The 26222-nt window shown below is 40.0% G+C and carries 33 protein-coding genes; 22 read left to right on the forward strand and 11 right to left on the reverse strand.

Features of this window, described 5'->3' with window-relative positions:
- Window positions 1-223: 223 nt before the first annotated feature.
- The 3 genes from hemL to WC407_RS00140 are packed head-to-tail and all read left to right on the forward strand — an operon-like array spanning window position 224 to window position 2250.
- On the forward strand, window positions 224-1507 hold the full coding sequence (hemL, locus tag WC407_RS00130; protein ID WP_373019752.1) for a glutamate-1-semialdehyde 2,1-aminomutase: 1284 nt from the start codon (window positions 224-226) through the stop codon (window positions 1505-1507).
- Window positions 1507-1809 (forward strand): AtpZ/AtpI family protein, encoded by a 303-nt coding sequence (locus tag WC407_RS00135; RefSeq protein ID WP_373019754.1) that lies wholly within the window; start codon window positions 1507-1509, stop codon window positions 1807-1809. Before hemL ends, WC407_RS00135 begins: the two co-directional genes overlap by 1 nt.
- A 3-nt stretch (window positions 1810-1812) precedes the next feature.
- On the forward strand, window positions 1813-2250 hold the full coding sequence (locus tag WC407_RS00140; protein WP_373019756.1) for a hypothetical protein: 438 nt from the start codon (window positions 1813-1815) through the stop codon (window positions 2248-2250).
- On the opposite strand, the gene WC407_RS00145 is transcribed toward WC407_RS00140, so the two are convergent.
- Window positions 2225-2911, reverse strand: a complete 687-nt coding sequence (locus tag WC407_RS00145) for a hypothetical protein (RefSeq protein ID WP_373019758.1) — start codon at window positions 2909-2911, stop codon at window positions 2225-2227. The two genes, WC407_RS00140 and WC407_RS00145, sit on opposite strands and share 26 nt — an antisense overlap.
- Complete coding sequence (gene rpoD, locus WC407_RS00150; RefSeq protein ID WP_373019760.1) at window positions 2911-4776, reverse strand: RNA polymerase sigma factor RpoD; 1866 nt, start codon at window positions 4774-4776, stop codon at window positions 2911-2913. The genes WC407_RS00145 and rpoD overlap by 1 nt, the downstream gene beginning before the upstream one ends.
- A 151-nt stretch (window positions 4777-4927) precedes the next feature.
- Between rpoD and WC407_RS00155 the strand changes: the two genes are divergently transcribed.
- From WC407_RS00155 to WC407_RS00220, 14 genes are all read left to right on the forward strand, one after another.
- Window positions 4928-5749, forward strand: coding sequence for a flagellar hook-basal body protein (locus tag WC407_RS00155; RefSeq protein ID WP_373019765.1), 822 nt, complete (start codon window positions 4928-4930; stop codon window positions 5747-5749).
- A 12-nt stretch (window positions 5750-5761) separates the two neighbouring features.
- Window positions 5762-6550: a flagellar basal-body rod protein FlgG gene (flgG, locus tag WC407_RS00160; RefSeq protein WP_373019767.1), complete on the forward strand. Its 789-nt coding sequence runs from the start codon at window positions 5762-5764 to the stop codon at window positions 6548-6550.
- Between the two features lie 292 nt (window positions 6551-6842).
- On the forward strand, window positions 6843-7205 hold the full coding sequence (locus WC407_RS00165; RefSeq protein WP_373019769.1) for a hypothetical protein: 363 nt from the start codon (window positions 6843-6845) through the stop codon (window positions 7203-7205).
- 10 nt (window positions 7206-7215) lie between these two features.
- Window positions 7216-7389, forward strand: a complete 174-nt coding sequence (locus WC407_RS00170) for a hypothetical protein (RefSeq protein WP_373019771.1) — start codon at window positions 7216-7218, stop codon at window positions 7387-7389.
- 34 nt (window positions 7390-7423) lie between these two features.
- Window positions 7424-7744 carry a transposase gene (locus WC407_RS00175; RefSeq protein WP_373019775.1) on the forward strand — a complete coding sequence of 107 codons (321 nt, stop codon included), beginning with the start codon at window positions 7424-7426 and terminating at the stop codon, window positions 7742-7744.
- On the forward strand, window positions 7711-8190 hold the full coding sequence (locus tag WC407_RS00180; RefSeq protein ID WP_373019777.1) for a hypothetical protein: 480 nt from the start codon (window positions 7711-7713) through the stop codon (window positions 8188-8190). The genes WC407_RS00175 and WC407_RS00180 overlap by 34 nt, the downstream gene beginning before the upstream one ends.
- Window positions 8191-8280: 90 nt before the next feature.
- Window positions 8281-8784, forward strand: a complete 504-nt coding sequence (locus tag WC407_RS00185; protein ID WP_373019779.1) for a 3-isopropylmalate dehydratase small subunit — start codon at window positions 8281-8283, stop codon at window positions 8782-8784.
- Window positions 8785-8787: 3 nt separating this feature from the next.
- Entirely contained in the window at window positions 8788-9864 is a 1077-nt protein-coding gene (leuB, locus tag WC407_RS00190) for a 3-isopropylmalate dehydrogenase (RefSeq protein WP_373019781.1), read from the forward strand.
- A complete protein-coding gene (locus WC407_RS00195) occupies window positions 9852-10100 on the forward strand; it encodes a tetratricopeptide repeat protein (protein WP_373019783.1) in 249 nt (82 codons plus the stop codon). The genes leuB and WC407_RS00195 overlap by 13 nt, the downstream gene beginning before the upstream one ends.
- The gene (locus tag WC407_RS00200; protein WP_373019788.1) at window positions 10091-10420 is read left to right on the forward strand and encodes a hypothetical protein; all 330 of its coding nucleotides are present in this window, start codon (window positions 10091-10093) and stop codon (window positions 10418-10420) included. Before WC407_RS00195 ends, WC407_RS00200 begins: the two co-directional genes overlap by 10 nt.
- 10 nt (window positions 10421-10430) lie before the next feature.
- Window positions 10431-11270 carry a formyltetrahydrofolate deformylase gene (gene purU, locus WC407_RS00205; RefSeq protein ID WP_373019790.1) on the forward strand — a complete coding sequence of 280 codons (840 nt, stop codon included), beginning with the start codon at window positions 10431-10433 and terminating at the stop codon, window positions 11268-11270.
- A complete protein-coding gene (locus WC407_RS00210) occupies window positions 11271-11741 on the forward strand; it encodes a tRNA (cytidine(34)-2'-O)-methyltransferase (protein ID WP_373019792.1) in 471 nt (156 codons plus the stop codon).
- A gap of 357 nt (window positions 11742-12098) precedes the next feature.
- A complete protein-coding gene (locus tag WC407_RS00215) occupies window positions 12099-12758 on the forward strand; it encodes a helix-turn-helix transcriptional regulator (protein ID WP_373019797.1) in 660 nt (219 codons plus the stop codon).
- 20 nt (window positions 12759-12778) lie between these two features.
- The gene (locus WC407_RS00220) at window positions 12779-14224 is read left to right on the forward strand and encodes an SH3 domain-containing protein (protein ID WP_373019799.1); all 1446 of its coding nucleotides are present in this window, start codon (window positions 12779-12781) and stop codon (window positions 14222-14224) included.
- Here the strand turns inward: WC407_RS00220 and WC407_RS00225 are convergent.
- The 4 genes from WC407_RS00225 to amrA form a co-directional block, all read right to left on the reverse strand.
- Complete coding sequence (locus tag WC407_RS00225; RefSeq protein WP_373019801.1) at window positions 14214-14519, reverse strand: hypothetical protein; 306 nt, start codon at window positions 14517-14519, stop codon at window positions 14214-14216. The genes WC407_RS00220 and WC407_RS00225 overlap by 11 nt on opposite strands.
- A 69-nt stretch (window positions 14520-14588) precedes the next feature.
- A complete protein-coding gene (locus tag WC407_RS00230; protein ID WP_373019803.1) occupies window positions 14589-15785 on the reverse strand; it encodes a tetrahydrodipicolinate N-succinyltransferase N-terminal domain-containing protein in 1197 nt (398 codons plus the stop codon).
- A gap of 500 nt (window positions 15786-16285) precedes the next feature.
- The gene (gene amrB, locus WC407_RS00235; RefSeq protein WP_373019805.1) at window positions 16286-17092 is read right to left on the reverse strand and encodes an AmmeMemoRadiSam system protein B; all 807 of its coding nucleotides are present in this window, start codon (window positions 17090-17092) and stop codon (window positions 16286-16288) included.
- Window position 17093: 1 nt separating this feature from the next.
- Window positions 17094-17642 carry an AmmeMemoRadiSam system protein A gene (amrA, locus tag WC407_RS00240; RefSeq protein ID WP_373019808.1) on the reverse strand — a complete coding sequence of 183 codons (549 nt, stop codon included), beginning with the start codon at window positions 17640-17642 and terminating at the stop codon, window positions 17094-17096.
- A gap of 147 nt (window positions 17643-17789) precedes the next feature.
- Here amrA and WC407_RS00245 point away from each other — a divergent pair, with 147 nt between their 5' ends.
- A complete protein-coding gene (locus WC407_RS00245) occupies window positions 17790-18545 on the forward strand; it encodes a D-alanyl-D-alanine carboxypeptidase family protein (RefSeq protein WP_373019810.1) in 756 nt (251 codons plus the stop codon).
- Window positions 18546-18609: 64 nt separating this feature from the next.
- Here the strand turns inward: WC407_RS00245 and WC407_RS00250 are convergent, their stop codons facing one another.
- Window positions 18610-19170, reverse strand: a complete 561-nt coding sequence (locus tag WC407_RS00250; protein WP_373019812.1) for a hypothetical protein — start codon at window positions 19168-19170, stop codon at window positions 18610-18612.
- Between the two features lie 94 nt (window positions 19171-19264).
- On the opposite strand from WC407_RS00250, the gene nspC reads away from it, so the two are divergent.
- Window positions 19265-20410: a carboxynorspermidine decarboxylase gene (nspC, locus tag WC407_RS00255; RefSeq protein WP_373019814.1), complete on the forward strand. Its 1146-nt coding sequence runs from the start codon at window positions 19265-19267 to the stop codon at window positions 20408-20410.
- A gap of 3 nt (window positions 20411-20413) precedes the next feature.
- Here the strand turns inward: nspC and WC407_RS00260 are convergent, their stop codons facing one another.
- From WC407_RS00260 to tgt, 4 genes are all read right to left on the reverse strand, one after another.
- Window positions 20414-21841, reverse strand: coding sequence for a hypothetical protein (locus WC407_RS00260; RefSeq protein WP_373019819.1), 1428 nt, complete (start codon window positions 21839-21841; stop codon window positions 20414-20416).
- 93 nt (window positions 21842-21934) lie between these two features.
- Complete coding sequence (gene pdxA / locus WC407_RS00265; RefSeq protein ID WP_373019821.1) at window positions 21935-22858, reverse strand: 4-hydroxythreonine-4-phosphate dehydrogenase; 924 nt, start codon at window positions 22856-22858, stop codon at window positions 21935-21937.
- The gene (locus WC407_RS00270; RefSeq protein WP_373021086.1) at window positions 22846-23628 is read right to left on the reverse strand and encodes a pyridoxine 5'-phosphate synthase; all 783 of its coding nucleotides are present in this window, start codon (window positions 23626-23628) and stop codon (window positions 22846-22848) included. The genes pdxA and WC407_RS00270 overlap by 13 nt, the downstream gene beginning before the upstream one ends.
- Window position 23629: 1 nt before the next feature.
- Window positions 23630-24751, reverse strand: a complete 1122-nt coding sequence (gene tgt / locus WC407_RS00275) for a tRNA guanosine(34) transglycosylase Tgt (RefSeq protein WP_373019826.1) — start codon at window positions 24749-24751, stop codon at window positions 23630-23632.
- Between the two features lie 211 nt (window positions 24752-24962).
- On the opposite strand from tgt, the gene WC407_RS00280 reads away from it, so the two are divergent.
- The 3 genes from WC407_RS00280 to WC407_RS00290 are packed head-to-tail and all read left to right on the forward strand — an operon-like array spanning window position 24963 to window position 26114.
- The gene (locus tag WC407_RS00280) at window positions 24963-25172 is read left to right on the forward strand and encodes a hypothetical protein (protein ID WP_373019828.1); all 210 of its coding nucleotides are present in this window, start codon (window positions 24963-24965) and stop codon (window positions 25170-25172) included.
- Entirely contained in the window at window positions 25169-25831 is a 663-nt protein-coding gene (locus tag WC407_RS00285; protein ID WP_373019830.1) for a helix-turn-helix domain-containing protein, read from the forward strand. Before WC407_RS00280 ends, WC407_RS00285 begins: the two co-directional genes overlap by 4 nt.
- 10 nt (window positions 25832-25841) lie before the next feature.
- On the forward strand, window positions 25842-26114 hold the full coding sequence (locus tag WC407_RS00290; RefSeq protein ID WP_373019832.1) for a hypothetical protein: 273 nt from the start codon (window positions 25842-25844) through the stop codon (window positions 26112-26114).
- Window positions 26115-26222 lie beyond the last annotated feature (108 nt).

A 26222-nucleotide genomic window follows, 5' to 3' on the forward strand; every position in this document is an offset into this window, starting at 1 on the left:
TTAATAACGCAGAGAAATATCACTAACAAAAATAAGATATTTCATGAAAATAAGTATATTAGTATATTGAATCATGTTTTTAAAATGATATAAAGAACCGTATGATAGTAAATAAATACAGAGATTGAAGAGGTTAGGTACAGTAGAACACATAAAGAACAAGAAATATATGATTATATAATCTTAGCTATAATGGCAAAAAGATTATTGATTAGGATATTAAATGAGCATTGCGCACTCTGTAACAGCCTTTGAAAAAGCCCAACAACTTATTCCGGGTGGTGTAAATTCCCCTGTTCGTGCCTTTAAAAGCGTCGGAGGGATTCCCCGTTTTATAGCACGGGGAGAGGGCGGTTATTTGATCGATATTGATGAAAACCGTTACGTCGATTATGTCCAGAGTTGGGGACCGTTGATCTTTGGACATCGTGATGAGAGTATCGAAAATGCAGTGATCGAAGCGGTCAAACACGGCCTCAGTTTCGGTGCACCGACCGAAGCGGAATCGGAGCTTGCGGAGCTTATTATCTCTATTTATGACTCTATCGAAAAAATCCGTTTCGTCAGCAGCGGAACCGAAGCGGTAATGAGCGCTATCCGTTTGGCTCGTGGATTTACAGGACTTGATGACATCGTCAAATTCACAGGATGCTACCACGGTCACAGCGATGCACTGCTCGTTCAAGCGGGTTCGGGTGCCGTGACATTCGGAACACCGAGTTCTCCTGGGGTACCGGCTGATTTCACCAAACACACCCTTTTGGCAGAGTATAACAATATCGAGAGTGTCAAAAAATGCTTCCAAGATAGTCCAGGGATCGCGTGTGTGATCATCGAACCGATTGCCGGAAATATGGGACTCGTCCCCGCGACTAAAGATTTCCTCGCGGAGCTAAGAGCAGTGTGTGACGAGTACGGCGCACTCCTCATATTTGACGAAGTTATGAGTGGTTTTCGTGTCTGTTTACACGGTGCGGAGAGCATTACGGGAACCAAACCCGATTTGGTAACGCTTGGCAAAGTGATCGGAGGGGGGATGCCGGTCGGTGCTTTTGGCGGTCGCCGTGATATTATGGCACACCTCTCACCGGAGGGCGGTGTGTATCAGGCGGGAACTCTCAGCGGTAACCCTGTCGCAATGGCGGCGGGGTTGGCATCAATCCGTAAACTCAAAGCAAACGGACGTGTATTTGGGGTTCTCGAAGAGCGAGCGAAGCGTTTGATGAGTGGATTCAGCTCTGCGGCAGTCAAACACAATATCGGACTGCAAACCGATGTCCGCGGTTCGATGTTTGGATTTTTCTTTTGTGATACAGCGGTCGGTAATTTTTCAGAAGCACTCAAAAGCGATACGGCTCGTTTTGCCAAGTTTCACGCTGCAATGTTGGATGCAGGATTCTATTTTGCGTGTTCACAGTTTGAGACTGGATTTGTTTGTACGGCTACTACCGATGCGATGATCGAAGAGACGATTGCGGCGGCAAATAAAATATTTGGAGAGCTGTAGTGGAAGAAAATCAAGAAGAGTATAAGCCGCGTATTAAACCCATCATAGAGGGGGCTGAGAGTCTTTCTTTGGGCATCTCGATGGTAGTCGCTATTCTCATCGGTGTTGCAATCGGGCTGGGACTTAAAAAGGTTACAGGAATCGCTTGGTTATTATGGATCGGTGTGGCGATCGGTATTGCTGCTGCCATTATGAACGTGTATAAAGCCTACAGCAAACAATACAAAGAGTTTGAAAAATTAGCCAAAGATCCACGATACAACATGGGCAAACAAGTCGATGACGATGATGACGAGGATTGATCAGTGATTAGTTTTTTAGTCGCGATGATCTCTTCAATGCTTATTGTTGCGGGATCGCTCTATGCGTATCGTAATATGATCCAAAGCCGCGTGGGTGACGTGGAGGTTGAGGATGTTAAAGACAGCATTGATATGATGGACGATCCGTATGATTTGTACGAAGAAGAACGTAAATCAGAGATTACCGATATTAAACAGATGATAAAAGAAGAAAAAGCTCGCCATAAGAGCAATATTATCCAAAATACGACCAAAAATGCTTCGGCAATGGTCTCAGTCTATCGTCTAATTCCGTATGCTTTTTTGATCTTAGGATTTATCGCCCTTAACAATAGCCGTACATTATCGATACTTCCGTATCTAATCGGATTAGGAGCAGGGATTCCCCTTGGATACCTAATCTCGAAAAAGCTGTTTATTTCACAATCATCGGAACATTAATAGTAATTTTTTGTTCCTTGATATCGGTGAAGAGATTGTTCTCTTCGGCGAGATGAGATATTTCAGAGAGGTATTTACGGATAATTGACTCTGCCGCAATTTCGATTGAGAAGAGGGAATATTTCTCCCCTTCGTATTTAACATGCTCTCCTACGCGGAAAAACAATCGGGTCAAAATTTTATCGTTTCCGGCCATTGAGAGATATATTTTATTGAGCAGTTTGATAAACAGTTCTGTCTGTAAGCGGATTTCTGGGATTGTAGGGTCAAGTTCTTTGGTGTATTTTGTGGAGGAACCGATCGAATTTGAACTGATGCATAAATCGATCAGGGTATAGACGTTTACTAACTGACCTTCAGGTTTTTGCTTGGTAAATTGAAAAGATGGCAGTTGGTATAGACGTATACCGATATGCTCTTCGTCTTCGTACCCGACAGTTATACCGAAAAATTTGAATCGCCCGAATTCAAGCTCCAAAAAGGTGGTTTTAAATCCGAAAGAGGAATTGGCATAGGTCGTGGCTATTTTATACATGGCAGATGCCTCAACAGCACCGAGGAGATATTGCGCCTCGGTATTGAGTGAGACTATTTTTCCGTTGGCATTAAAAAGGATAAACGGATTGAAATCAAATTCAATCCATTGCTGATCAAACGTCATCAGTCCTCGATGTAGTTTTTCAGTTTACGACCCACTTTTGGGTGCTTTAACTTCTTAATCGCACTGCTTTCGATTTGACGGACACGCTCACGAGTAACATTAAGCTCTTTTCCGATCTCTTCGAGAGTACGGTCACTCTCATCGTCCATAATTCCGAATCGCATTTTAATAACCGCTTTTTCGCGTTCATTAAGCTGTTCAAGAACCCCTTCGATTTGTACTTTCAAGTCATCTTTAAGAATTGCATCGGAAGGGGAAATAGACATCTTATCTTCGATAAAGTCACCGAAACGGCCATCTTCTTCATTCCCGATAGGAGCTTCAAGAGAGATAGGCTCTTTGGTGATTTTAATAACGTTTTTAACTTTCTCAACCGATAATCCGACCTCTTCAGCGATGGTTTCGACATCCGGCTCTTTACCATGCTCTTGTAAGTGTTTACGCATGATTTTATTGATACGGTTGATCGTTTCAATCATGTGGATCGGGATACGGATCGTACGTGCCTGATCAGCGATCGCACGGCTGATTGCCTGACGAATCCACCATGTTGCGTAGGTTGAAAATTTATACCCTTTTTGGTATTCAAATTTATCAACCGCTTTCATCAGACCGATATTTCCTTCTTGAATCAAATCAAGGAAAGGAAGACCGCGATTGGTATAGCGTTTAGCGATGGAAACAACCAGACGAAGATTGGACTTTGCCATACGGGTTTTGGATACTTCGGAAATATTTTTTCCCCGTTTGATCTGCTCCAAAATATCGGCTAATTTCTCAGGCTCCATATTGAAGCCCCCTTTAGAAGCTTCTTTGGTTTGGATGAGCTTTTTAATCTCCATATACGTGCTGACCATCGTCGCTTCAGGAACCTTTGATGCAATCTCTTCTTTGGTTAAATCACAAATCTTATTCAAAATAAGGACGTGATTTTTTTTCAATTGATCGTTAAAAAGTGGAAGTTTGTATTCGAGTCGTTTAAGTTCTCGATCAAAACCTTCATCACTTCGTAGTGCCGTTTCCATTGAACGGACAAGCTCATTGATGAGTTTAGAGGTTGGTCCAAGATCAAGTAATGCTTCTTTTAAGGTTTTTTTCTTAAAACTAACATTCATGAAAAATAGAACATATTCGCCATCCATCTCATCGATAGGACGTTCGTCAAGCATTTTTTCGACGGCTTTAACCCAGTCTTTTTTTGCTTTTTCGAGTGCTTTAAACGAGGTGACAACTTTTTCTACCCGTTTTTTATCTTTAGCAGAAGGGGCTTTTTCGGTTGATTCTTCATCAACTTCGTCATCATCTCCTTCATCATCGTCTCTCTCATCACTTTCTTCTTCTTCAAAGCTTTTAAACAGCTCTTTAACACGGCGTTCACGATTAATAAGAGGATCTTTATAATCAAGAATGAAATCGATTAAGTAGGGGACAGAACAGATAGCATCAATAATGATCCCCTCTCCCATCTCCATACGTTTAGAGATTTCAACCTCTTCGTCTTTTGTGAGAAGGGGAATCTGTCCCATTTCACGAAGGTACATTCGCACCGGAGAATCTGAACGTGACCATTCAAGCAATTCATGCTGTTTGAGAATATCAAACTCTTCATTACTTGCTTCTTCTATAAATTTGAGCTGCGCGGCACGTTTGGCCGCTGCCTCTTGTTGATTAAGCATTTTTGCATGCTCAGAAGAGGTAAATAGACAAATTTTATGTTTTTGAGCCAATTTCAATACGCTTTTGGCTTGGGCTAGGGTGGGTTGCTTATCGAACGGTTCTACGATCGTTTCGTAAGTGAGACAGTTTTTGGATTTGTGCTCAGCAAATAGGGTTTCGAGATGTTTATTTAGATCTTTGGCACTCATGATTTACGGAGAACTCCCTTGCGGTTTTAAAAGAGGTGGATTATACCGAAATATTTCTTAAGACTATGTTTTGACACTTTACAAAATAAGACAGTTAAAAAAGTGGAACACCGTTTGCTACCAGAGAGACAAGATAGCACAAGGATAGGTAATGCAGACGGGATATTACGCAGCGACAGCAGGGATGGTAGCGCAGTTTAATCGCATGGATACGATTGCATCCAATCTTGCGAATGCGAATACTACGGGATTTAAACGGGATCAATTAATTGTTGGTGATTTTGCCCGTTTGTACAAAGAGGCTCAAAACAATTTGCCACTTGCGAACAATACAACGGATGCAGCACAATATTTAAACCATGCACTCGCACGGGTTCCGCAAATTGCAGATGCATATACCGATCAGTCTTTGGGAACAATACAAAAAACAGATAATACATTTGATGTATCTTTAAGCAAAGAAGGCCAATTTTTTGCTGTCAATACACCGCAGGGAATTCGTCTGACTCGTGACGGTTCTTTTACCCTTAATGATGAGGGGAAACTTGTCAATAAACAAGGATATGAGGTTCTTTCTTCGGATTATTTTAAGACGAAGACAGGCATAAAGCTCAATCAACAGGATTCTACAGTAACGATTGACAAAAATGGACAGCTTTCCACTAATATTCCTGGAACTACTCAAATGGTTCCTGGTAAAACAATTATGGTTGTTGAGCCTCAAAATCTTCGAATGTTAACAAAAGAGGGCGGTAATTTGTACGTACCCACCCCTTCTGATCCATTGACACCATTGACCCAAAGCGGCAGTGTAATACAAGGTTCTGTCGAAAAAAGTAATGTGAATGCTGTTAATGAAATGGTATCGCTGATTGAAGCCAACAGGCTTGTAGGTATGTATCAAAAAGCAATGGATACGCAAATGAATGATATGAATAATGATGCTATTCAAAAAATAGCCGGTAAAAATTAAGGAGAATAACCCATGATGCAATCACTTTATACCAGCTCTACTGGGATGCTGGCAATGCAAAGCCAAATCGATACAACTGCGAATAATATTGCCAACGTTAATACGATGGGGTTTAAAAAGTCACGTGCCGAATTTGCGGACTTGATGTACAAAGTTATGACCTATGCGGGAACATCAACCAGTGATACGACTAAATCTCCAACGGGTATCGAAGTGGGTCTAGGAGTTCGACCTACTGCGGTTAACAAGATATTTTCAGAAGGTAGTTTAAAACAAACAGATAACAGTCTCGATATGGCAATTACGGGTAAAGGCTTTTTCCAACTTCAGCTTCCTAACGGTACCTTGGCATATACACGTAATGGCTCATTCAAAGTAGATCTAAATGGAAGCATAGTAAATTCGGATGGGTATATGCTCATTCCTCAAATAACCATACCTCCCGATGCTACCAATATCAGTATTGGAGTTGACGGGATTGTCAGTGTCACTCAGCCGGGACAGGCACAAGCAACACAAGTTGGACAGATATCACTGACAGATTTTATCAATCCGGCTGGACTACACGCAATGGGAGACAACCTCTTTGTAGAAACCGATAGCTCAGGTCAGCCGGTTGAAGGGATAGCCGGTGAAAACGGTTTAGGCACCATTCGACAAGGTTTCGTCGAGCTGTCAAACGTACAACTTGTTGTTGAACTTACCGATTTGATTACGGGTCAACGTGCTTATGACGCAAACTCTAAAGTCATTACCACCAGTGATGAGATGCTGGCAACTGTTAATGGATTGAAACGTTAATACCGTCATTCCCGACTCAATCGGGAATCCATTTTAATTTTCTTAGAATATTCCCGCATACTAAAATACAATCTATTTTTAACAAATTTAATGATTTTATCAATATCATCCTTGCTATAAATATTTGAATAAAAAAGTGAAGGGTGAATACCTGACCCCTTATTTAAATGTCGCTTGACAGATAAAGGGATTGCTCTGAAAATTCAAATGGAGTTTTAACTTCACAGATTCGATAGAAACATTTTAGAGGAGGACTGATTATGCATAGATTGAAAAGTCATAGGAGAGAGGAATGCAATCAAAATTAGAAAAAATTGATTTGATTAAAAAATTAATATTTTTTAGTATCTTTACATCTATTGCATATATTTTTGGCTATCCAGACGGAGGAAGGTTGATTGTTATTGGAAGTTTTATTATGTTGTTTGGCTTTTGGTATAAATGGCATTATCAATGGACAATTAATGGTAGTGAATACATCATAGAGGCTTTTGAACTAATAGAAAAAAAACTAAAAGAGAAGCCCGAAGGATTAACATCAAAAGAACTTTGGCGTCTTAGCAATAAGAGAATATTTTCTTGGATTGGGCTATTTCATTTCAAAATCGGTGTAGCTGTTGTAGCTATTGGCATCATTTTACTCATTATTAAATAAGGGAAAACTTATGGACAACAATCAAACAAACATTGAAAAAGCGGATGAAATTGCAGGATATTTAACTAATGCTGGAATATTATCAGGAAAATCAATTGCACCGTATATAGATTTTCTTACAGCAAATCCAGCTGCATTGACGAATAAGCGAATAAGGGGTCAGGTATTCAATCTTCACTTTTAAGTTATACGAATACTATTCAATAAAAAGGTAAATCATGGCACGGCGTCCACGTTTGGATATGACAGGTTATCATCATGTAGTCAATCGTGGGGTCGCACGTTCAAATATTTTTACTTCATCATCGGACAAAGATAAATTTTTACAGATACTTTGCAAAGTCTGCAAGCTATACGATATTATCGTCCATGATTACTGTCTTATGGGCAACCATTACCACCTACTCCTCGAAACAAAACAAGAAAACCTCTCGCTACTGATGCGACAGGTAAATAGCTATTATGCTATCTATTTCAATAAAAAAGAGAACCGTGTCGGACACTTATGGCAGGGTCGGTTTCGTTCATGGTATGTTTGAATGAAGAATATCTGTATCTCCTGTTACGCTACATAGAAAGCAATCCGATAAAAGCAAGTCTCTCGAATAAAATAGGCGAATATCCCTATACCCTCTCATCAGCACTCTTTGGAAACAGTGAGATGATCCCCTGTGCAAAAGGATCGATAATGATCCATGATTTTTCTCCTCAAACGCTTATAGAGTTTTTGGAAACGGAGTTAAGCGAAGAAGAATTGGATGCGCTGAATGAGGAACAAAAACGTAAAATCAGCGTTAAAAATGAAGATATTAAAGTGGCCCGTTCTAAAACTCTGAATGAACATTTTCATGCTGTAATATCGAAACAAGACCGTAATTGTGCTATCATCAGCGCATTTAAAGACGGACATACTCAAAGCAGTATCGCAAAGCATTTAAATCTCTCAGCAGGGTTAATATGCGGCATTATAAAAAGTGAAGATTGAATACCTGACCCTTATACAGTTAGTGATTTAAAACTCTTTCAACTCTTCTTGGCTATAATCCTCTCAATTTTACGTACCATAGGAATTTTGATGCAAAAAATTGAAGGCAAAGTTTGGAATTTCGGTAAAGATATTGATACCGATCTTATTATTGCTGCTCGTTACCTCAACACTTCGGATCCCAAAGAGCTTGCTAAGCATGTTATGGAAGATGCCGATCCTAGCTTCGTGAGCAAGATGACTCCGGGAGATATTATTGTAGCGGATGAAAATTTCGGTTGCGGATCTTCGCGGGAACATGCTCCGATTGCCCTTAAAGCTGCGGGTGTAGCAGCGGTTATCGCACCGACATTTGCCCGTATTTTCTACCGCAATGCATTCAATATGGGATTGCCCATTTTTGAGCTTACGGAGAGTTTAGAGATCAAAGAGGGTGAATCGGTAAGCATTGATATGGATGCGGGAACCATTACCAACATGACAAACGGCAAAGTATATAACTTTATCCCTATTCCTCCCTTTATGCAAGAGTTGCTCTCAGCCGGTGGATTAATGAATTATGCAAGCGAAGAAATCGCCGCACAGGAGAAATAATCAATGAAAACTTATAATATTGCACTGATCAAAGGGGACGGAATCGGTCCTGAAATCGTTGATGAAGCGGTAAAAGTCATGGATGCCGTTGCGGCGTGCGAAAATATAGAGTTTAATTATCAAGAAGCTCTTATGGGCGGATGCGCTTACGATGTTACGGGAGATCCTCTGCCGCAAGAGACAATTGATATCTCACTCGCAAGCGATGCCGTATTGTTCGGTGCAATCGGTGGAACACAATGGGATACCCTCCCGCGTGAAAAACGTCCTGAAAGTGGACTGCTTCGTTTCCGAAAAGAGTTGGGTGTATTTGCCAATCTCCGTCCTGCTAACGTATACGATGAATTGGTCAATGCAAGTTCATTAAAACCTGAAATAATCAAGGGTGTTGATTTGATGGTTGTTCGTGAGCTTATCGGCGGAATCTATTTCGGTGAACCGAAAGGGCGTGATGAAAACCGTGGATGGAATACCATGGTTTATACCCGTCCTGAGATTGAGCGAATTGCTCACGTTGCGTTTAAAATTGCTATGGATCGCAAGAAAAAAGTGTGTTCGGTTGATAAAGCAAATGTATTAGACGTAAGCCAGCTTTGGCGTGAAGTAGTTATTGAAGTCTCTGCCGAGTATCCGGAAGTAGAACTCAGCCATATGTATGTCGATAACGCCGCAATGCAACTGATCCGTGATCCGCGTCAATTTGATGTTATTTTAACCGGAAATATCTTCGGTGATATTCTCAGTGATGAAGCGAGCATGCTCTCAGGTTCTATCGGTTTACTTCCATCGGCTTCGGTCGGTGCAGCAATCGGGGTGTATGAACCGATACATGGCTCAGCTCCCGATATCGCAGGGCAGGGGATCGCTAATCCGATTGCAACTATAGCGAGCGCGTCTATGATGCTTCGTTTTGCATTAAATGAGCATCGAGCGGCTGATCGTATCGATTATGGTATTAAGCAAGCATTAGCAGAAGGGTACCGTACGAAAGATCTTGGAAATTTTGATGCGAAAGAGATTTGTTCTACCAGTGAAATGGGTTCCATAATCGCTAATTTTGCTGCCAAATGCAAACTTTAACCCTCGCTAATATTTATGAGCTTCAAGGGCTTAAAGAAGATGCTCTTGAAATATACAAAGAGATTTTGAAAAAAGATCCGGGTAATGCAGATGCTAAAATTGCGATACGTCGTCTTTCAGGCATGCGAAAAAAATTTCTCGGTGTTAACAATGAAATGAAAGCTTTTTTTGTTCAGATGGACGAAGAAGCTGAATTTATCCAGTTTGAAAGGTGGTTGATGCGCGCATGGAACTAAAAGATGTTATTTTATCTACATTAGCCGAAATTGAAGAGATAGCTACGATTCCAGAAGCGGTTGAAATCCCTCCGATTAGCAAGATGGAAGAATCTTTTTATCGCTCTTCCCTTCCTGAAGACGTAAAAGAACCTATAATAAATGTACGTGATGATGAATCACGAATGTTAGAGGGGATACGGGAACGTCTATTAGTGCTATTTGAAGGATTTCAGTCCCCTAATAATGTTCAAATTGAAGCTAAAGTCGATTTAACGCTCAATTTTTTTGAATATCTTCTCGCGACCATCGATAATCGATTGGAAACCATCAAAAAGTGATTATCCCCCTATGAATGAACAATACCGAATTTTGATCGACTGTAATGATGAAAAAGGGCTTGTCTATAAAGTATCAAGCATTTTTTTTCATCGTAACCTTAATATTATTTCCAATAATGAATTTGTTGATAAGGCACACAATAAATTTTTTATGCGAAGTGTTGTTGCCGGTGAAATCAATCCTTCACAATTAAAAAGTGAGCTATCAAACGTATTACCTAAAAATGCCCATCTTGAAGTTATCGTACCGCGTAAAAAACGGGTGGTACTTATGGCTACTAAAGAGTCTCATGCGCTCGGTGATATTTTAATTCGATATGAAGCCGGTGAATTGGATTGCGAGATTATAGGGGTTGTATCTAACTATAATCTTCTTGAACCGCTTGTCTCCAAGTTTGGCATACCATTTTATACCGTTTCTCATGAGGGATGCAGTCGAGATGAACATGAACAAAGAGTTTTAGAGCAGCTTGCATTGCTGGGTGACATTGATTATATGGTTTTAGCCAAATATATGCGTATCTTAACACCTCGCTTTGTCGAAGCGTATGAAGATAAAATAATCAATATACATCATTCGTTCTTGCCGGCATTTATTGGTGCAAACCCTTATAAACAAGCGTATGAACGCGGTGTTAAGATTATTGGGGCAACGGCTCACTTTGTCAATAACCATTTGGATGAAGGGCCTATTATTGCTCAAGACGTTATTCATGTCACGCACGCATATGGATGGGAAGAGATGCAACGTTTAGGGCGAGATGTCGAAAAAATTGTTTTATCAAAAGCTCTAAAGTTGGCATTAGAAGATCGTATATTTGTTCATGCCAATAAAACGATTATTTTTTAAATGTTTAACATCGTTTTAGTCCATCCGCAGATTCCTAATAATACGGGGGCAATCGGGAGATTGTGTGTTAATACTGCGTCATCATTGCACCTGATTAAACCGATCGGATTTGATATTGACGAAAAAGCGGTTCGTCGAGCAGGTCTCGATTATTGGCATAAAATTGATCTTCATGTGTGGGAAAATATTGGCGATTTTTTCGAAGCACACCCAGAGAGCGAAAAATACTATTTTGCAACCACTAAAACCGATAAACCCTATTTTGAGATGTCGTTTCAAGAAGGGGATTATCTTTTTTTCGGCAGTGAAACGGCAGGAATTCCTTCTGAAGTTTTAGAAAAACATCCTGAACACTGTATGACGATTCCCATGACCAAAGAGGGACGAAGTCTCAATCTTGCTATCAGTACAGGTATCATCTTGTATGAAGCAATCAAACAAAATTTTAATTCCTATAAAGAGCTGATGTAATGATGGAAATACTTGATACCTTAATGATCGTTCTATTTATACTATTTTTAGTCTATATTTTTCGGGGGTATCATTTAACCCGCTTAGAACGAGATGAGAAAAACCAAGAGGGTTCTGAAGACTAAAATAATTTCTCCGCCCATCTCTCCATTTTCACTTCCAATAGATCCATCCATCCGTTTGCTTTGCGAATAACCTTTGCCATTGTATTCCCCTTTGCCTAGTGGCTTTTTATTTATGTGTCAAATCGTATATTAAATTGAAAATATAGTGTAAAAATATAGCAATTTGACATATTATTGACATTTTTGTGTCATAATTTCTACAATACTGTATCCATAATGAAAAAGGATAAATATGAAAACATTCGCAGATATCGTTGAGACAATTAAAGATGTTGTTTCAGGAGAATTTCCTGATCGAAAGGTATTTGATAAAGATGTTGCAGAGCTGTTAGAGATTTCACAAATGAATTTTGCTACTATGAAAAAGCGTAATAAAATCCCATTTAATGAATTACTCGATTTTTGTGCAAAGCGTTCTATTGCAATTAATTGGCTTTTGTACAATCAATCTCCCGAGAGTTTGATTGAACCGACCAATCGATTTTATATGGTGCGTTATTTCTCATCGGTCAATGCCTCTGCCGGCGGAGGGGCTGAAAATGATGATATGGACTTTGAGCCGTTAATGCTGGAAGAAAATTTTGTAATGTCGCTGGGTGGAGAAGGGGAACTTCGTAATATAGAAGCTATTAATGTTAGTGGAGATTCGATGGAACCTTCTTTTAGCTATGATGATATTGTATTTGTCAATCGTTCTAAATACGATGTAAGCCGTGGAGGTATTTTTACTATTCGAACGGAACATGGACTTTTTATTAAACGCCTACAAGTACGTATTGATGGTAAACTGGATATTATTTCGGATAATAAAGACTATCCAACGTATGTTGCACGCAAAGATGAAGTTGAAATTATCGGACGTGTCGTGGGACGTTTTGGGAAAATTAGTTAATTCAAAAAAAAAGAATAAATATGCGTGTAGCTGGTTTGAGTATCGTATTGATAATGCTCTTGGGGGGATGCAGTGTAAAGCAACTCTCTCCTGTATCCGTACCTTTGAAGTCTACATTGTCTACTGAAGAGAATCTTGATTGTTGTAGTGCTCCTGATATTATTGCTGATGATTTGAATGAGTCAGAGATAAAAGTAAATGACTTGGAACATTTTGCACAATCCATTACCCCTTATGTAGAAAAGAATGGTATGGATAAAGAAGAATTTTATGACATTCAAAATAGTTTTGATAAGTCCTATTTTGCTCCCTGGCACTATGAAATTCCCCCAATTAAAGTAGGAGAGGCTTCTTGGCCCATTCGCGCTTTTCGAGGAGGATATGGCAGTAACCTTCGTCTAGTTCGTCCAGAATGGCTCCAAGAACTGAAACATCAAAGCAATTTTGAGACTTTTGCTACAATCAATAAAAAAGCCATTACTCTTTCATGGATGAATATCCGTGTTTTGCCGACGGATAAACCTCTCTATAAAAATCCTACTCTTCCGGGTGAAGGGTACCCTTTTGATTTACTCCAAAACAGCAGTGTTAATTATCATGAACCTGTTTTTATTTCCCACACCTCTAAAGATGGCGCATGGAGTTATATCTTTACGAATAATGCCTCTGGATGGGTAAAGTCAGATAGTGTTTGGATCATAAATGATGAGATCATTGATACATTTGAACATAAAGAGAAAGTCTTCATTATGCAGGACAATCAACCTCTTTATGACATGCAGGGAAAATTTATTGCTTATTCTCGTATAGGGATGGTTCTTCCCTTGGAAAGGGTTAATGGAGATTTTTATCAGGTATATGCAATTGATCATAATGGGATAGTTGTATCTATATTGATTCCACAAAACTCAGCACATCTGGGAATTCAAAAGATTAATAAAAACGATCTTATTACTCTCGGAAACGAGATGTTACATAATACCTACGGGTGGGGCGGAATGTTGGGGGAGAGAGATTGTTCTTCTATGATACGGGATATGGTGACTCCGTTTGGAATTTGGTTACCTAGAAATTCGGCCTCACAAGCCCGAAAAGGAGAAGTAATCACCTTGAGTGGTCTGTTGGATAATGAAAAGCTTTCTTTAATTAAAGAAAAAGGAATACCCTTTGAAACTATTCTTTACTTAAAAGGGCATGTGGTCCTCTATGTCGGTACGTACGAAGATACAATTATGATTATGCACAATATATGGGGAATACGAACCATTGACCAAGAGGGGAAAAAGGGTCGACGTATTATAGGAAAAGCAGTAATCAGTACTCTTGAATTAGGAGCTGAAATTGAAAACTATGATGTTAAAAATAAGCTTCTTACGAGAGTGCAGAGCATGAATATATTCACAAAAGCCCCTTCTCTCTGTGTAGCACGAAAAAAGGTTCCCAAGATATTAAGTGTCAACCCTTAATATCGAGCAGTGATCCTAGCATTTCATTTTGAGTTCGAATAGACTGAACATTTGCTTTCGTAGTATTTTCAATACTAATTTGATCCGTTAACTCTTTGGATAAATCGGTTTGCGATTGCTTGGAACCATTGTCAGTTGCGAGTGATGTATTCGCTTGCGTGGAACCATTTTGCGTTTCACTGATTGTGGTATTGCGAGGAATATAGCTATCTGTATTGACATTAGCTACATTGCCAGCATTATTATTCATATACGTTTGATTTGACATAATTGATGAAACATTTGAGCTTATCATTAAAGCTCCTTCTATTTTAGATAAAAAAGTATAGGATTCACCACCTTAAAGGATGGTGTAGAAATACGATTAATGTAAATCGGCGTTGAGTTTCACTTCCCGGGTAGAGCGGCGAATAAGTAATTGTCCTGTCGTAGAGTCTTGACGATAATGAATACCGTTCAATCCGACTAAATCCTTACCTTTGAAGCTTACACCGTCGAGTGCTTTTGTTGGGTTTGCTTCTTGGATTTTAGCAAGTTCTTCAGCATTCACCGCAAATTTAGTTCCCGCCAAAACGGCAATTCCCGCATCGACGATACAACCGTCACCAAGTGCGATCCCGGTTACCGAATTGGCACCCAATAGGGTGTTTTTACCGATTGTGACCGGGATACCATCAGTTCCGCTAAGGACACCGAGAATAGAAGCCCCACCTCCGACATCTGAACCATCACCTACAACGGCAGAGCTTGAAATACGTCCCTCTACCATGCTGACCCCTGTCGTTCCCGCATTGAAGTTGACATAGCTTGCACCTGGCATGATCGTTGTACCTGCATGGAGTTGTGCTCCGAAACGTACTTTTGAATCGTCCAGAATACGGGTGTTATTGGCAGGAATGATATGTTGAAGAAATCGGGGAAATTTATCAACAAAATCGATTTTGGGGTATTCATTAGCAAATTTAAGCTCGATTTCGTTCTCTCGAAGCCATTCAAGCTCGATTGGCTGTCCATCCGACCATGCAACATTATGCAATGCTCCGAATGCACCGTTTAGATTTAATGATCTAAGTACTACTTTAGCTGTAGAAAGCGCATAGAGTTTTAGATAGGTTGCTTCTACGCTGACACATGGTACATCTGCAAAAAGAATCACAAGATGAAACTCGCCATCACGCATGCCGCGTTCTTTAATTTGTGTGTACAGTGTTGAGACAACTTGAATATTCTTATGTGCATCTCCAAACGCTTCGTCAGCATACGGTGTAAATGCGTTTAAACACCCTTCTAAAAATTTCAAATTGATAGGAACAATTACTTCATTGGCGGTAAAATCAATTTCAAAGCCTTGTTCTTGAGCATTTTTTATAAAAATTGCTGCACTACCGAAGTTTTCATTCCAGTTAATATGAGGGTAGGTGGCTTGAAGTACTTTATCAGAGTTTTGTTGGCCCAAATCAACACGACAAATTCCGAAAGCAAGTGGGTTTTTATATCCTGCAGTGTTTTGAATCTCTTGGATATATGCTTTAAATGCGTCTTCTGTCTCTAAAACTTCCATATTGGCTCTCTTCTTGTAAAATTAATGTGGAATTTTACCACAATTCCCTACGATGACGTAGTTGTCGTACTTTCAGGCGTTAATTCTGCATAGGTTGCCATGACTTACGCTGAAATATTTCCTATTTTAACTCCGCGATTGACAGTATGACTGCTGATTTAGAATTCAAACTATAACAGCTTAGCTCCCGTTTTAGTGTAGAAAGTTTTAACATTATCGATTTTTTGCAGTAGTTATGCTCATAATGAAGAGACTGCAAAAAGTGATTTGCATTGGTTGTATGAAATTCCAAATCCTTTAAAGTCCCTGAACGTAACGGTAGATTCGGTTCATTTAGTAAAATCATGTATATTAAAAATGAGATTGCTATCCCATTCGATTTGATTTCTATCTCTTCTTTAAATGAAATTGGACAAAAATATATTTTAAAAGATATTAAACGTGTCAGCTGATTCTATCCGCGCCAAAGCAGAATTTATCCTTAAAATGCTTCATAATATTCAAACGATTCTAAACAACGCACTCGCATATCCAACCACACGGGCGCTATCACCGCTCGCGTCGGCACTTGTACGATAATCCAGCAGTACCGTTTCTAAATCCCGTTTTTTTGCTACATCCAGCATTGCCTCTACTCCGATTTTTCCGCATGCTTCGCACCCTTGATGGAGCATCGTACTGTTCTCATGTCGAATCGCTTCCAAGCAGATCGAATCGAGTTTTTTCGCTTCCTCCAACGAATAGTAGTGGCTTAGATCGGTGCTGATAACGACGGCAACATCATCGCATCCGAGCAGATAATCGATGATAGTGGATATGTGCAGCGGATCCGCGTCGGCATAGACCATTTCAATCACTTTTGTATCACTCATATAATGTTTAATAAACGGCATTTGAACTTCGGTACTGTGTTCATGATGGGCTGACTCAAAGGTAGCGAGAGAGAAGTGTGTTTTAATGTCATTCACTAAAGCGGTATCGATCTCTAACTCTCCCAGCGGAGTTTGGTAGAACTGACTGTCGCAGATACTTACCCCTTCAAAACCGACTTTATGAGAAGGGCCTATGACGACGATAGTTTTAGGGGGAGTATGGCTTAAAATCCGAAATGCGATATTTGCCGTAAAACCTGAATATACCCAACCCGCATGGGGGACAATAACCGCTTTAGCTTGCAGCATATCAAAACGTGCCGCTACATCCGGATGGGATTCCAATGCGGTATTAAAAGAATCAATCATGCTGGTAATTTCAACGGGTGAAAGGGGATAAAAGCTCCCTGCAACACTCATAGCTCTTGTTTTCATGTCACGACTCCTTGATTTTATCGACTTGATAGGTATATATTTCGGGGTGATAGGAGAGGGGATCACTTCCTACCCCTGCTTTCATCCCCAAATGGGTGAAGAACGTATCAAAATCAGGTAATTCTTCCCATACTTGCGGCAAAAATGTTGCCTGATAGCTGCCTAATCGGAGAATAACTCCATCCCTGCCGATATGAATTAAAGATTTAAGTTCGTTTCGATCGGTATAAATGACTTTTTTGGGTTCACTGAGCAGTGAGACCTCGATTTTTACTGCATCTAGTTCCTCAGCCGTGAGCGGGGTAAAGCGCGGATCGTTAAATGCAGCAGATTCTGCATTGGCAATTAAATCATCGAGTAAATTTCGATGGGGTATGAGTGAGCCGATGCACCCGCGTAATTGTCCATGTAGGGTAAGGGTTATGAAGGTGGCTTTTTTGCATAACAGATCAGTGTCAGTAGATAAAAAACTGTTCTGATTTATTTGGACACCGTCTAAACGGGCTTTTATAGCATCTCTGGCGATTTTAAGATAGGAAGAGGGAACCATGGATGACTCCTTGACGTTATTTTTAGAGATAAAAACAATATTTGCCCTATTTTACACGTTTTTATCTACTATTTTCCTGCAAAATAAGGTAAGATTGTACGATAAACTTCAAATAATAAAATTTGATTAAAAAGTAGTTGAAAAGCGATGGATAGAAGATCATTTTTGGCATACGCAACCGCTCTAAGCGGAACCCTTGCGTTTGGTGCAACGGAAGAATTTAGCGGCTCTACGTCAGTACTCAAAGCTTCTCCCGTCGTTGTAAGCTTATTAGACAAACTCATAACGGTTCAAAGCAGAGTCGGCTATGTTCAATTTAATGCTATCAGTTTCGATGAGATGCTTAAAACAGCCGCTTATTGCAACAAGCCTCTCACCCCTTATGAAATTGGTTATGCAGAAACTATTTTTTATGGAGATCCGCGCCGTTACGGTTTTTATGGGGAACGCACCGTACCGAATCTTACGGCAATTACCTCAAAAAGCGATATCCAATATATTGATAGAACAGGTCATTTCTTAATGAAAGGTGCTGCTATCGAGAAATACACTACGATTAAAAAACTTATCGGCAATGATTTAGTCCTTACCTCAGGTGTTCGTGCACCCGTAAAACAACTTTATCTTTTTTTGAAAAAAATGGTGAGTGAGGGGGGAGATTTGCGTGCTACCTCAACGGCAATTGCCCCTCCTGGGTTTACGTTTCACAGTGTAGGGGATTTTGATATCGGTAAAGTAGGATACGGTCAGTACAATTTTACGGAACGGTTTCAAGAGACCGATGTATTCAAAAAGCTCTATGACGGCGGGTATATAACCATTCGGTATACGACCAATAACCCTTATGGCGTACGTTATGAGCCTTGGCATATCAAGGTAACGGGCGGTTTTGAAACGGCGTAAGTTACGATATCAAAATGAGATAAAAAAGAGGAGCGAGAAGTTTCTCACTCGCTAGAGGGCTAGATTACACTGCTCCGAAAGAGAGTTTGCCTTGTTCGCTTTGAGAGGCTTTGATCTCATCGTAAGTTTTATCGCTAATGCGGAGTGTGGTTCGTTTCATCTCGTCACATACCGCATCGATTTTTTCTTTGTCAGACATTTTTTTCAAATCCCCTTTTGAGAGATCCGCGAAATCAACCAATTCATTCCAGACAGAACTTTCATCAAGTCCATAGGCATAGAAGGTGATTCCTTCATACACAAATTTACCTTTTCCATTCATATCGGAGATAAAGAGCAAATATTTTCCCTCGGGGGTTAAATACGCTTTGTATTTATTGACGAATCCTTCAAAAAGATTAATTGTTGTGAGTTCGCATGCTAAAAAATCGATGGTGTCATGATTGGTGGCCAATAATACTTGCTTAACGATCTCTTTTGGCGGGAGACTTTTATCCGTTGAGATTACTTTACCTTCGGTAATAACGAGGCATCCACGGTAGGCATAAGCGTATGATTGGGTTTTTCCGCTAAAAACGTTCATCCACTCTAATTTATTTTCAGCAATGTACTCTTGAATTGACATGGGAATTCCTTTTGGGGTTATGTAACCAAAGCAATACAATTTTTGTTCTACCGTTATGCTACAATCTCGCCATTAAAATGTAAGGATTTTTTCGATGTCCAATATTGATTTTTCTCAGCTTTCCCACACTCCGTGCTATATTTGCGAAGAGGCTCTTTTAGAAAAAAATTTAGAACTTATGGGGCGTGTGCAGCGTGAATCGGGTGCCAAAATCATCCTTGCCCTAAAAGGGTTTGCGATGTGGTCTACCTTTGGTTTAGTGGGTAAATACCTACACGGATGCACTGCCAGCGGTCTTCATGAAGCCAAGCTGGCTCGTGAAAAAATGGACAAAGAGGTCCATACCTATTCACCCGCATTCAAAGATGAAGAGATTGATGAAATAGCGCGTATTAGCAACGATATTGTTTTTAATTCACCTGCACAGTTCCATCGCTATTATGACCGTGTGAAAGAAATCAACCCTGACATTTTCGTCTCATTGCGTGTCAACCCTGAATATTCTTCCTCTCCTGTCGATCTGTACAATCCTTGCGGACTCTATAGCCGTTTGGGAACCACCCTCGTAAACTTTGATCCCTCTATCGTAGCAAAGCTTGATGGATTAAATTTTCATGCATTGTGCGAACAAAATGTTGATGCACTCGAAGGGGTACTTGAAGCATTTGAAGAAAAATTCGGTTCTTATATTGATGGACTGAAATACGTTAACTTTGGAGGCGGGCACCATATAACCCGTGTTGATTATGATGTGGATCGTCTAATTGAAGTTATAGGTGCATTCAAAGCACGTCACAATAATATAACGGTTTATCTTGAGCCCGGTGAGGCAGTTGGCTGGCAAACAGGACCGTTGGTGGCTTCGGTACTTGATATCGTTCATAACGGGATGGATATAGCGATTTTGGATACTTCTGCTGAAGCCCATATGCCGGATACTCTAGCAATGCCATACCGTGCAGCGATTCGTGGCGCAGGTGAAGCAGGAGAAAAACCTTATACGTATCGCCTTGGTGGAAATACGTGTCTTGCGGGGGATATCATGGGAGATTATTCCTTTGACACACCGCTTAGCATTGGTGATAAAATTATCTTTGAAGATCAAATTCACTATACGTTCGTTAAAAATACAACGTTCAACGGGATCAAATTACCATCATTGGCACTATGGACCAAAGAGGGGGAACTTAAGATAGTTCATGAATTCGGTTATACTGATTATCGCGACCGATTGTCCTAAATATCAGCGTTTGGCGAGAACGAGTGAAATAGCTTCCGCTATTAATTCGTACATCTCTTTCACTGAAGCGGTTTGTTCGATAATACTTTGGAGCGCTTTTTTTTCATACTCTAGTTTTTTATGCCGTTGAGCCAACTCAGACATTTTATTGGTAAGCCGATTTTTTGTCAGCTCCAGTTGAGTAGAATAGTTTTTTTTCAATTTGAAAAGTTCACTGTATAAATCATGCCCGTTTTTAAGTTCGGATTTAAGGGCAATATTGTCATCTGTATTATCGGCTATTTGTCTTTTTAGCTCTGTGATTTTTTTATCATTTTCAGAGACCATGGTTTCGATTTCGTCGAGTTTCTCCATTATCTCTAGTTTGTGTTTTTTTTCAGTACTTATATCATTTTGGGATTCACTTACCCGTTCTTGTGCCGATACAATAGACTCTTTTTGAGCAGCAATTCGTATTTTGGATTGCTTATATTGCATCATTACTGAAACGACAGAACTGTAATTCCACTTTTGCTGTCGTCTATCCGTAATGGCAAATTTTTGTATTTTATTACCGGCACCATCAATGATAATATCATCCGTAAAATATTTTACAAAGGATTCCGCATTTTTATCTCGATTCTCGACAAAATCCAGAAGATTTTTAGCGGTATACAAAAGAATTGGATGAAAATATTGACGTAATATAAATCCGGTTTGCCCTTCAATTTTTGAGCGATCTTCTTCACTAACCTTATCGAGCAATAGGATCTCGATCATCGATCGAAAAACCGGAATAAAGGTTTTTGTAAAGGTTATATTGTCTATAACAGAAAAATTCAATTTCTCCTCGATCACTTCGCCTAATATGGTTTCTATATCTTCCCATGCTCCTTCAGGAAAATAGTGTCGGTACATTGCTTCCATCGATTCAACCGATTCACCGGAAAATCGGTTATCTGATCCGGCAGGAAACTTTTTGGGAGGAGTATAGTAGCGAATGGATATTTTACCTTGCAAAAAGAATATAATATCGCGTTCATCAAGGGCGAAAATAGTATCTATTTGCTGTCGTGTGAAATACCTAGCGACCTCCATGCTTTCATTGATACTGCTATAGCCCTCTATAATCTGCGTACGAATCGGATGGGGAATGGAGACCAAATAGGGAAGCGGAAGAAATTCTTCTTTGCGATCTAGAATATCGAGTAGAATTGACACATTAGCGTGCGTCATGCGATCGAACGCTTCAGCGCGAGAAGGATCTATAAAGTGTTTTTTAATTGTGAAAGTATCTAAAGAGGTTTGGATATCTATTGTTTGATGTGTTTGAGAAAAATAAGTGATGAGTGCTTTGTTTATAGCCCCTTTTTTATCGTTAAAACGTTCTTTGTTGTCCGATACGGACAACTGGTTCAGCAACTTGTAATAATGTTCCAAGGTAAAATCCAAGGCATAACAATGCTTAGGTAAAATTTCCTCAAGCAGTGCAACAATATCCGATATTATCTGAGGGTTAATAATATATCCTTTATAAAATAGTTGTTAATTATAAGTAAAATCAACAGCTGCGTTGATCGCATTAATATAACTTAGCATGGAAGCTTTATTTTGATATGCAATATCAAATGCAGTCCCATGGTCGACGGAAGTACGGATGATCGGAAGTCCTAATGAGACGTTGATCCCCTCATCAAAATAGAGTGCTTTGAGCGGAGCTAAACCCTGATCGTGATACATCGCAACTACTGTTTTATAAACCTCTCGACTTCTTGGGGTGAAGGCAACATCTGGGACAAGGGGCCCTTCAAAAATAGATTCACCGATTTGTGTATTAGCTCTTACTATCGCTTCTTCAATAAAACGTTCTTCATCTCCTAAAACACCGTGGTCTCCGGCATGAGGGTTAAGCCCCAAAACGGCGATTGGTTGACGCTTGATACTCTCATGTAACCGAAGTAAAAAGTTATACAGTGCATCACTACTTATTCTCTGTGGAACATCCCGTAGCGGAATGTGTTCGGTAAAAAGGGCGACGTAGAGCTTCTCGCATCCGAGCATCATGATGGCATCCGAGTGCAAGAGATCACGAAGAACATCCGTATGTCCGACGTAGGGAATTCCTGCCATCATCCATGCTTCTTTATGGATAGGGAGCGTGACTATTGCATCAACATGGTTATTTTTAGCCAGTTCAATAGCAGCTATAAAGGAGTCATAACTGTATTGGCCGCTTTGAGCAGATACTTTGCCCGCTTCGATCACAAATTCACCTGAAACTTTGAATATCTGAAAATCGTTTGGAATTTGAGTATGCAATAAACTCGCAGCTTGATGGGCCATGGTGTAATTGACACAGTAAAGCGGCTTGCAAAGACGTTTGATGTGTTCATGTGCTTTGAGGATAATCTCAAATCCTACGCCGTTGAGATCACCGACGCTAATAGCGACTGTTTTTAGCGTTTGCATAAGGTTTTCATATCCGATACGGCAGTGGCTAATCCGGTAAAGACGGAACGGGCGATTATGCTTTGTCCGATATTGAGCTCTTCAATCGTATCGATCTCGACGATAGGGGTAACATTTTGGTAATTAAGTCCATGACCCGCAGCTACTTTGAGCCCTAATGAACGGGCGTAGTTTGCAGCATCTACAAGTGCACAATAGGTTTGCTCGATCTTATTATCAAGGTCTTGTCGCGGCAGTTTAAGGGGCTCAATCGTGTGGTGGGAGTGGGGAAGGGCACTGTGACGCATTGCGTAGAGGTTAGCATAGCTTCCGGTATGGAGTTCTACCCATTGTACACCTAATCGTTCAGAGGCTTCGATTGCCTCACGCGTAGGATCAATAAAGAGGGAAATCTCGATTTCGCTCTCCTTCAATAGTTTTATAGCATTTGATATTAAATCAAAACTTCCGATAACGTCCAAGCCCCCCTCCGTCGTAACCTCTTCCCGTTTTTCAGGAACCAGCGTTGCACGATGAGGACGGAGCGAACAAACAATATCGATAATAGAGGGTTCAATGGAACACTCTAAATTGACGGGGAGAGGAGATGCATGGATGATGCGGCGCGCATCTTCATCATGAATATGACGGCGGTCTTCACGCAGATGGATGGTAATTTGATCTGCACCGCTTTGAGCACAGATTGCAAGTGCCATTACGGGGTCGGGATCATTAATTTTACGGGCTTCTCGGAGTACAGCTATATGATCGATATTGACTCCGAGGGTCATTTTAGGCTTGGCGGCGTGCATAAAACTCCTTTTTAAATTCAACAAATTTTCCTGCTAAAATCGCTTCACGGGCTTGACGTACCAGCCACAAATAGTAATGAAGGTTATGAAGTGATGCGAGACGAAAATAAGTAAGCTCTTTGGATCGGAATAAATGGTGAAGATAGGCACGGCTATAACGGCGGCAGGTGTAGCACTGGCAGGCTGGATCGATCGGTTCCGCATCAAATTTATAACGCGCCCCTTTGATATTGACTTTTCCAAAGGTCGTAAAGAGGGTTCCGTTACGGGCGTTGCGTGTCGGCATAACACAGTCGAACATATCAACTCCCCGTTCAATATTTTCTACGAGATCTTCCGGTGTACCGACTCCCATAAGATAGCGGGGTTTATCGGAGGGCATTAGAGGGGTTGTATGCTCGACCGTATCGTACATAAGATTGTTCGCTTCTCCGACACTAAGTCCTCCGATCGCGAATCCGTCGTATTCCATCGCACATAACTCTTCTGCTGATTGGGTACGGAAATTAAAATCTGTCCCCCCTTGGATAATGGCAAAAATATTCTGGTTGATACCAATCCCTTTGGTTTGGTTGTTGCGGTGATAATCGATCGATTGTTGTGCCCATTGAGTCGTTCTCTCTATGGAGGTTTTAATCCGTTCCTGCGTTGCGGGGAGCGCAACGAGGTCATCCAGGATCATCATAATATCGCTGTTTAAATTATTTTGGATATCGATCACTTTTTCAGGGGTAAAAAAATGTTTGCTTCCGTCAATGTGGCTACGAAATTCGATTCCCTTTTCCGTAGGTTTGGAAATATCGCTGAGGCTGAAGGCTTGAAAGCCGCCGCTGTCGGTCAAAAAGCTGTTAGGATAGGTTGTATAGCCGTGTAACCCTCCCATTTTGGCAACGGTCTCATCTCCAGGGCGTAGATACATATGATAGGTATTGGCGAGGATGATCTGGGTATCCAAAAGTTCAGTCATATCGGCCATATCAAGCGCTTTTACCGATCCTACCGTCCCAACCGGCATAAAAATAGGGGTTTGTATCGTCGAATGTGCCGTGGTGATGGTACATGCTCGTGCTTTGCCGCAAGTGGCATCGACCTTAAATTCCATAAAATACCTTGAGTTTTTTTGTTATTTTAGCGCATCTAAATGGGTTTGTCATCACTACACTGGCAATGTATCCCAATTCTGAATACGCATGGTAAAATTGTTCCGTGTACTATGGTTTACATAATCACCGAATTATTTAATAGAATATATATTATGTTAATCAAATGATTTCCTAGTACAGGCACTTTGAGCGTTCTTCAAAGGTTAAAATATGTCTCGTATTTCTGTTGACGACTTCCTAGTTGGCTTAAGAATTAATATTGATTATTTTCTTAAGGTTCTTAAAAATAATGGGCTTGATTCTCGTTATTTTCTCACTAAAACGGATTTAGAATTTATCCGTGATTTCTTTCCCGCATCTTCTTATAAATCTGCTCAGGTTGTCAATCGCGCTCAAGAGCTTTTAGAGCGTTTATCATGAGTAAATTAAAAAAACATATTCGTAATTATACTCAGGTTCCTAATGACATCATCAATGATAAACGGTTATCTCTTAAAGCTAAGGGATTATATTTGTTTCTTGTTTCAAAACCTGATAATTGGGATTTTTCGGCTCGCTTAATTGCTTCTCAAAATGACGATTCCGAAAGCGCAATTAAACGCCTTTTAAATGAGCTTGAAAATTACGGTTTATTGTTTCGTGTTCATGTTTATGGTGGTTATGATTATGAATTGTTTGATACCATTAAAACCCCTATTTTCCGCCATGCGTCTCAAAATGATACGAATGTAAATGATACGTATCAAAAAGATACGAATCAAAAAGCACCGATTATTAGTAATACTCAATATAGCAAGAGAAAAGAAGAGAGAGAGATTAATAAATTACCTATTTCCTCCGATGATTCTTTTCTCTTTGATCTTGATCCTTTTTATGTTGATCTTTTTCTCGATCAGGTTTCATCTTCTCGGTCTGTCAAAAATAAGATTGCTTATCGTGCTTCTGTTCGTTTGGCTCTTATAAATAATGACGAAAAAACGGTTTTAGCTTATGAGGATTTTGTTGCTAACTTTTCGATTGATTCGGTTAAAAAGTTGCCTAGTGATTTAGACGTTTTCGGTCTATACGAACAAATGTAAGGTGTTCAAAATGAGAAAAAATGAAATTTACATTACCTCTACGGTTTTGGTTCGCGAGTTGAAATACTCTCGCAATGTTGCTAATGGCTTTATGACATCGTTTTTATTTTATGCACCGTTATTAAAACGTCCTGCTTTCATTGTCGGTTCTGCTGTTGATCTTCTTTCGTGTCTTGCTATTGCTCGTTATCGTCATAAAAATTGTTCTGTGCGTGGCTGTAAGGTTGCTTATTCAAATTTGATTAAAAAGCTTGAAAAGTTTCAGGAGTTGAATCATGCGTAATATTTTTCTTAATTTTCTTATTGCATTTTTTTTATCTTTATTATTTACGTTTTCGATTTATTTTCTCAATTCTTTTTTTGGAGTTGAATGATGAAAAATGATGTAATT

Source organism: Sulfuricurvum sp. (assembly GCF_041651515.1).
Taxonomy (GTDB): domain Bacteria; phylum Campylobacterota; class Campylobacteria; order Campylobacterales; family Sulfurimonadaceae; genus Sulfuricurvum.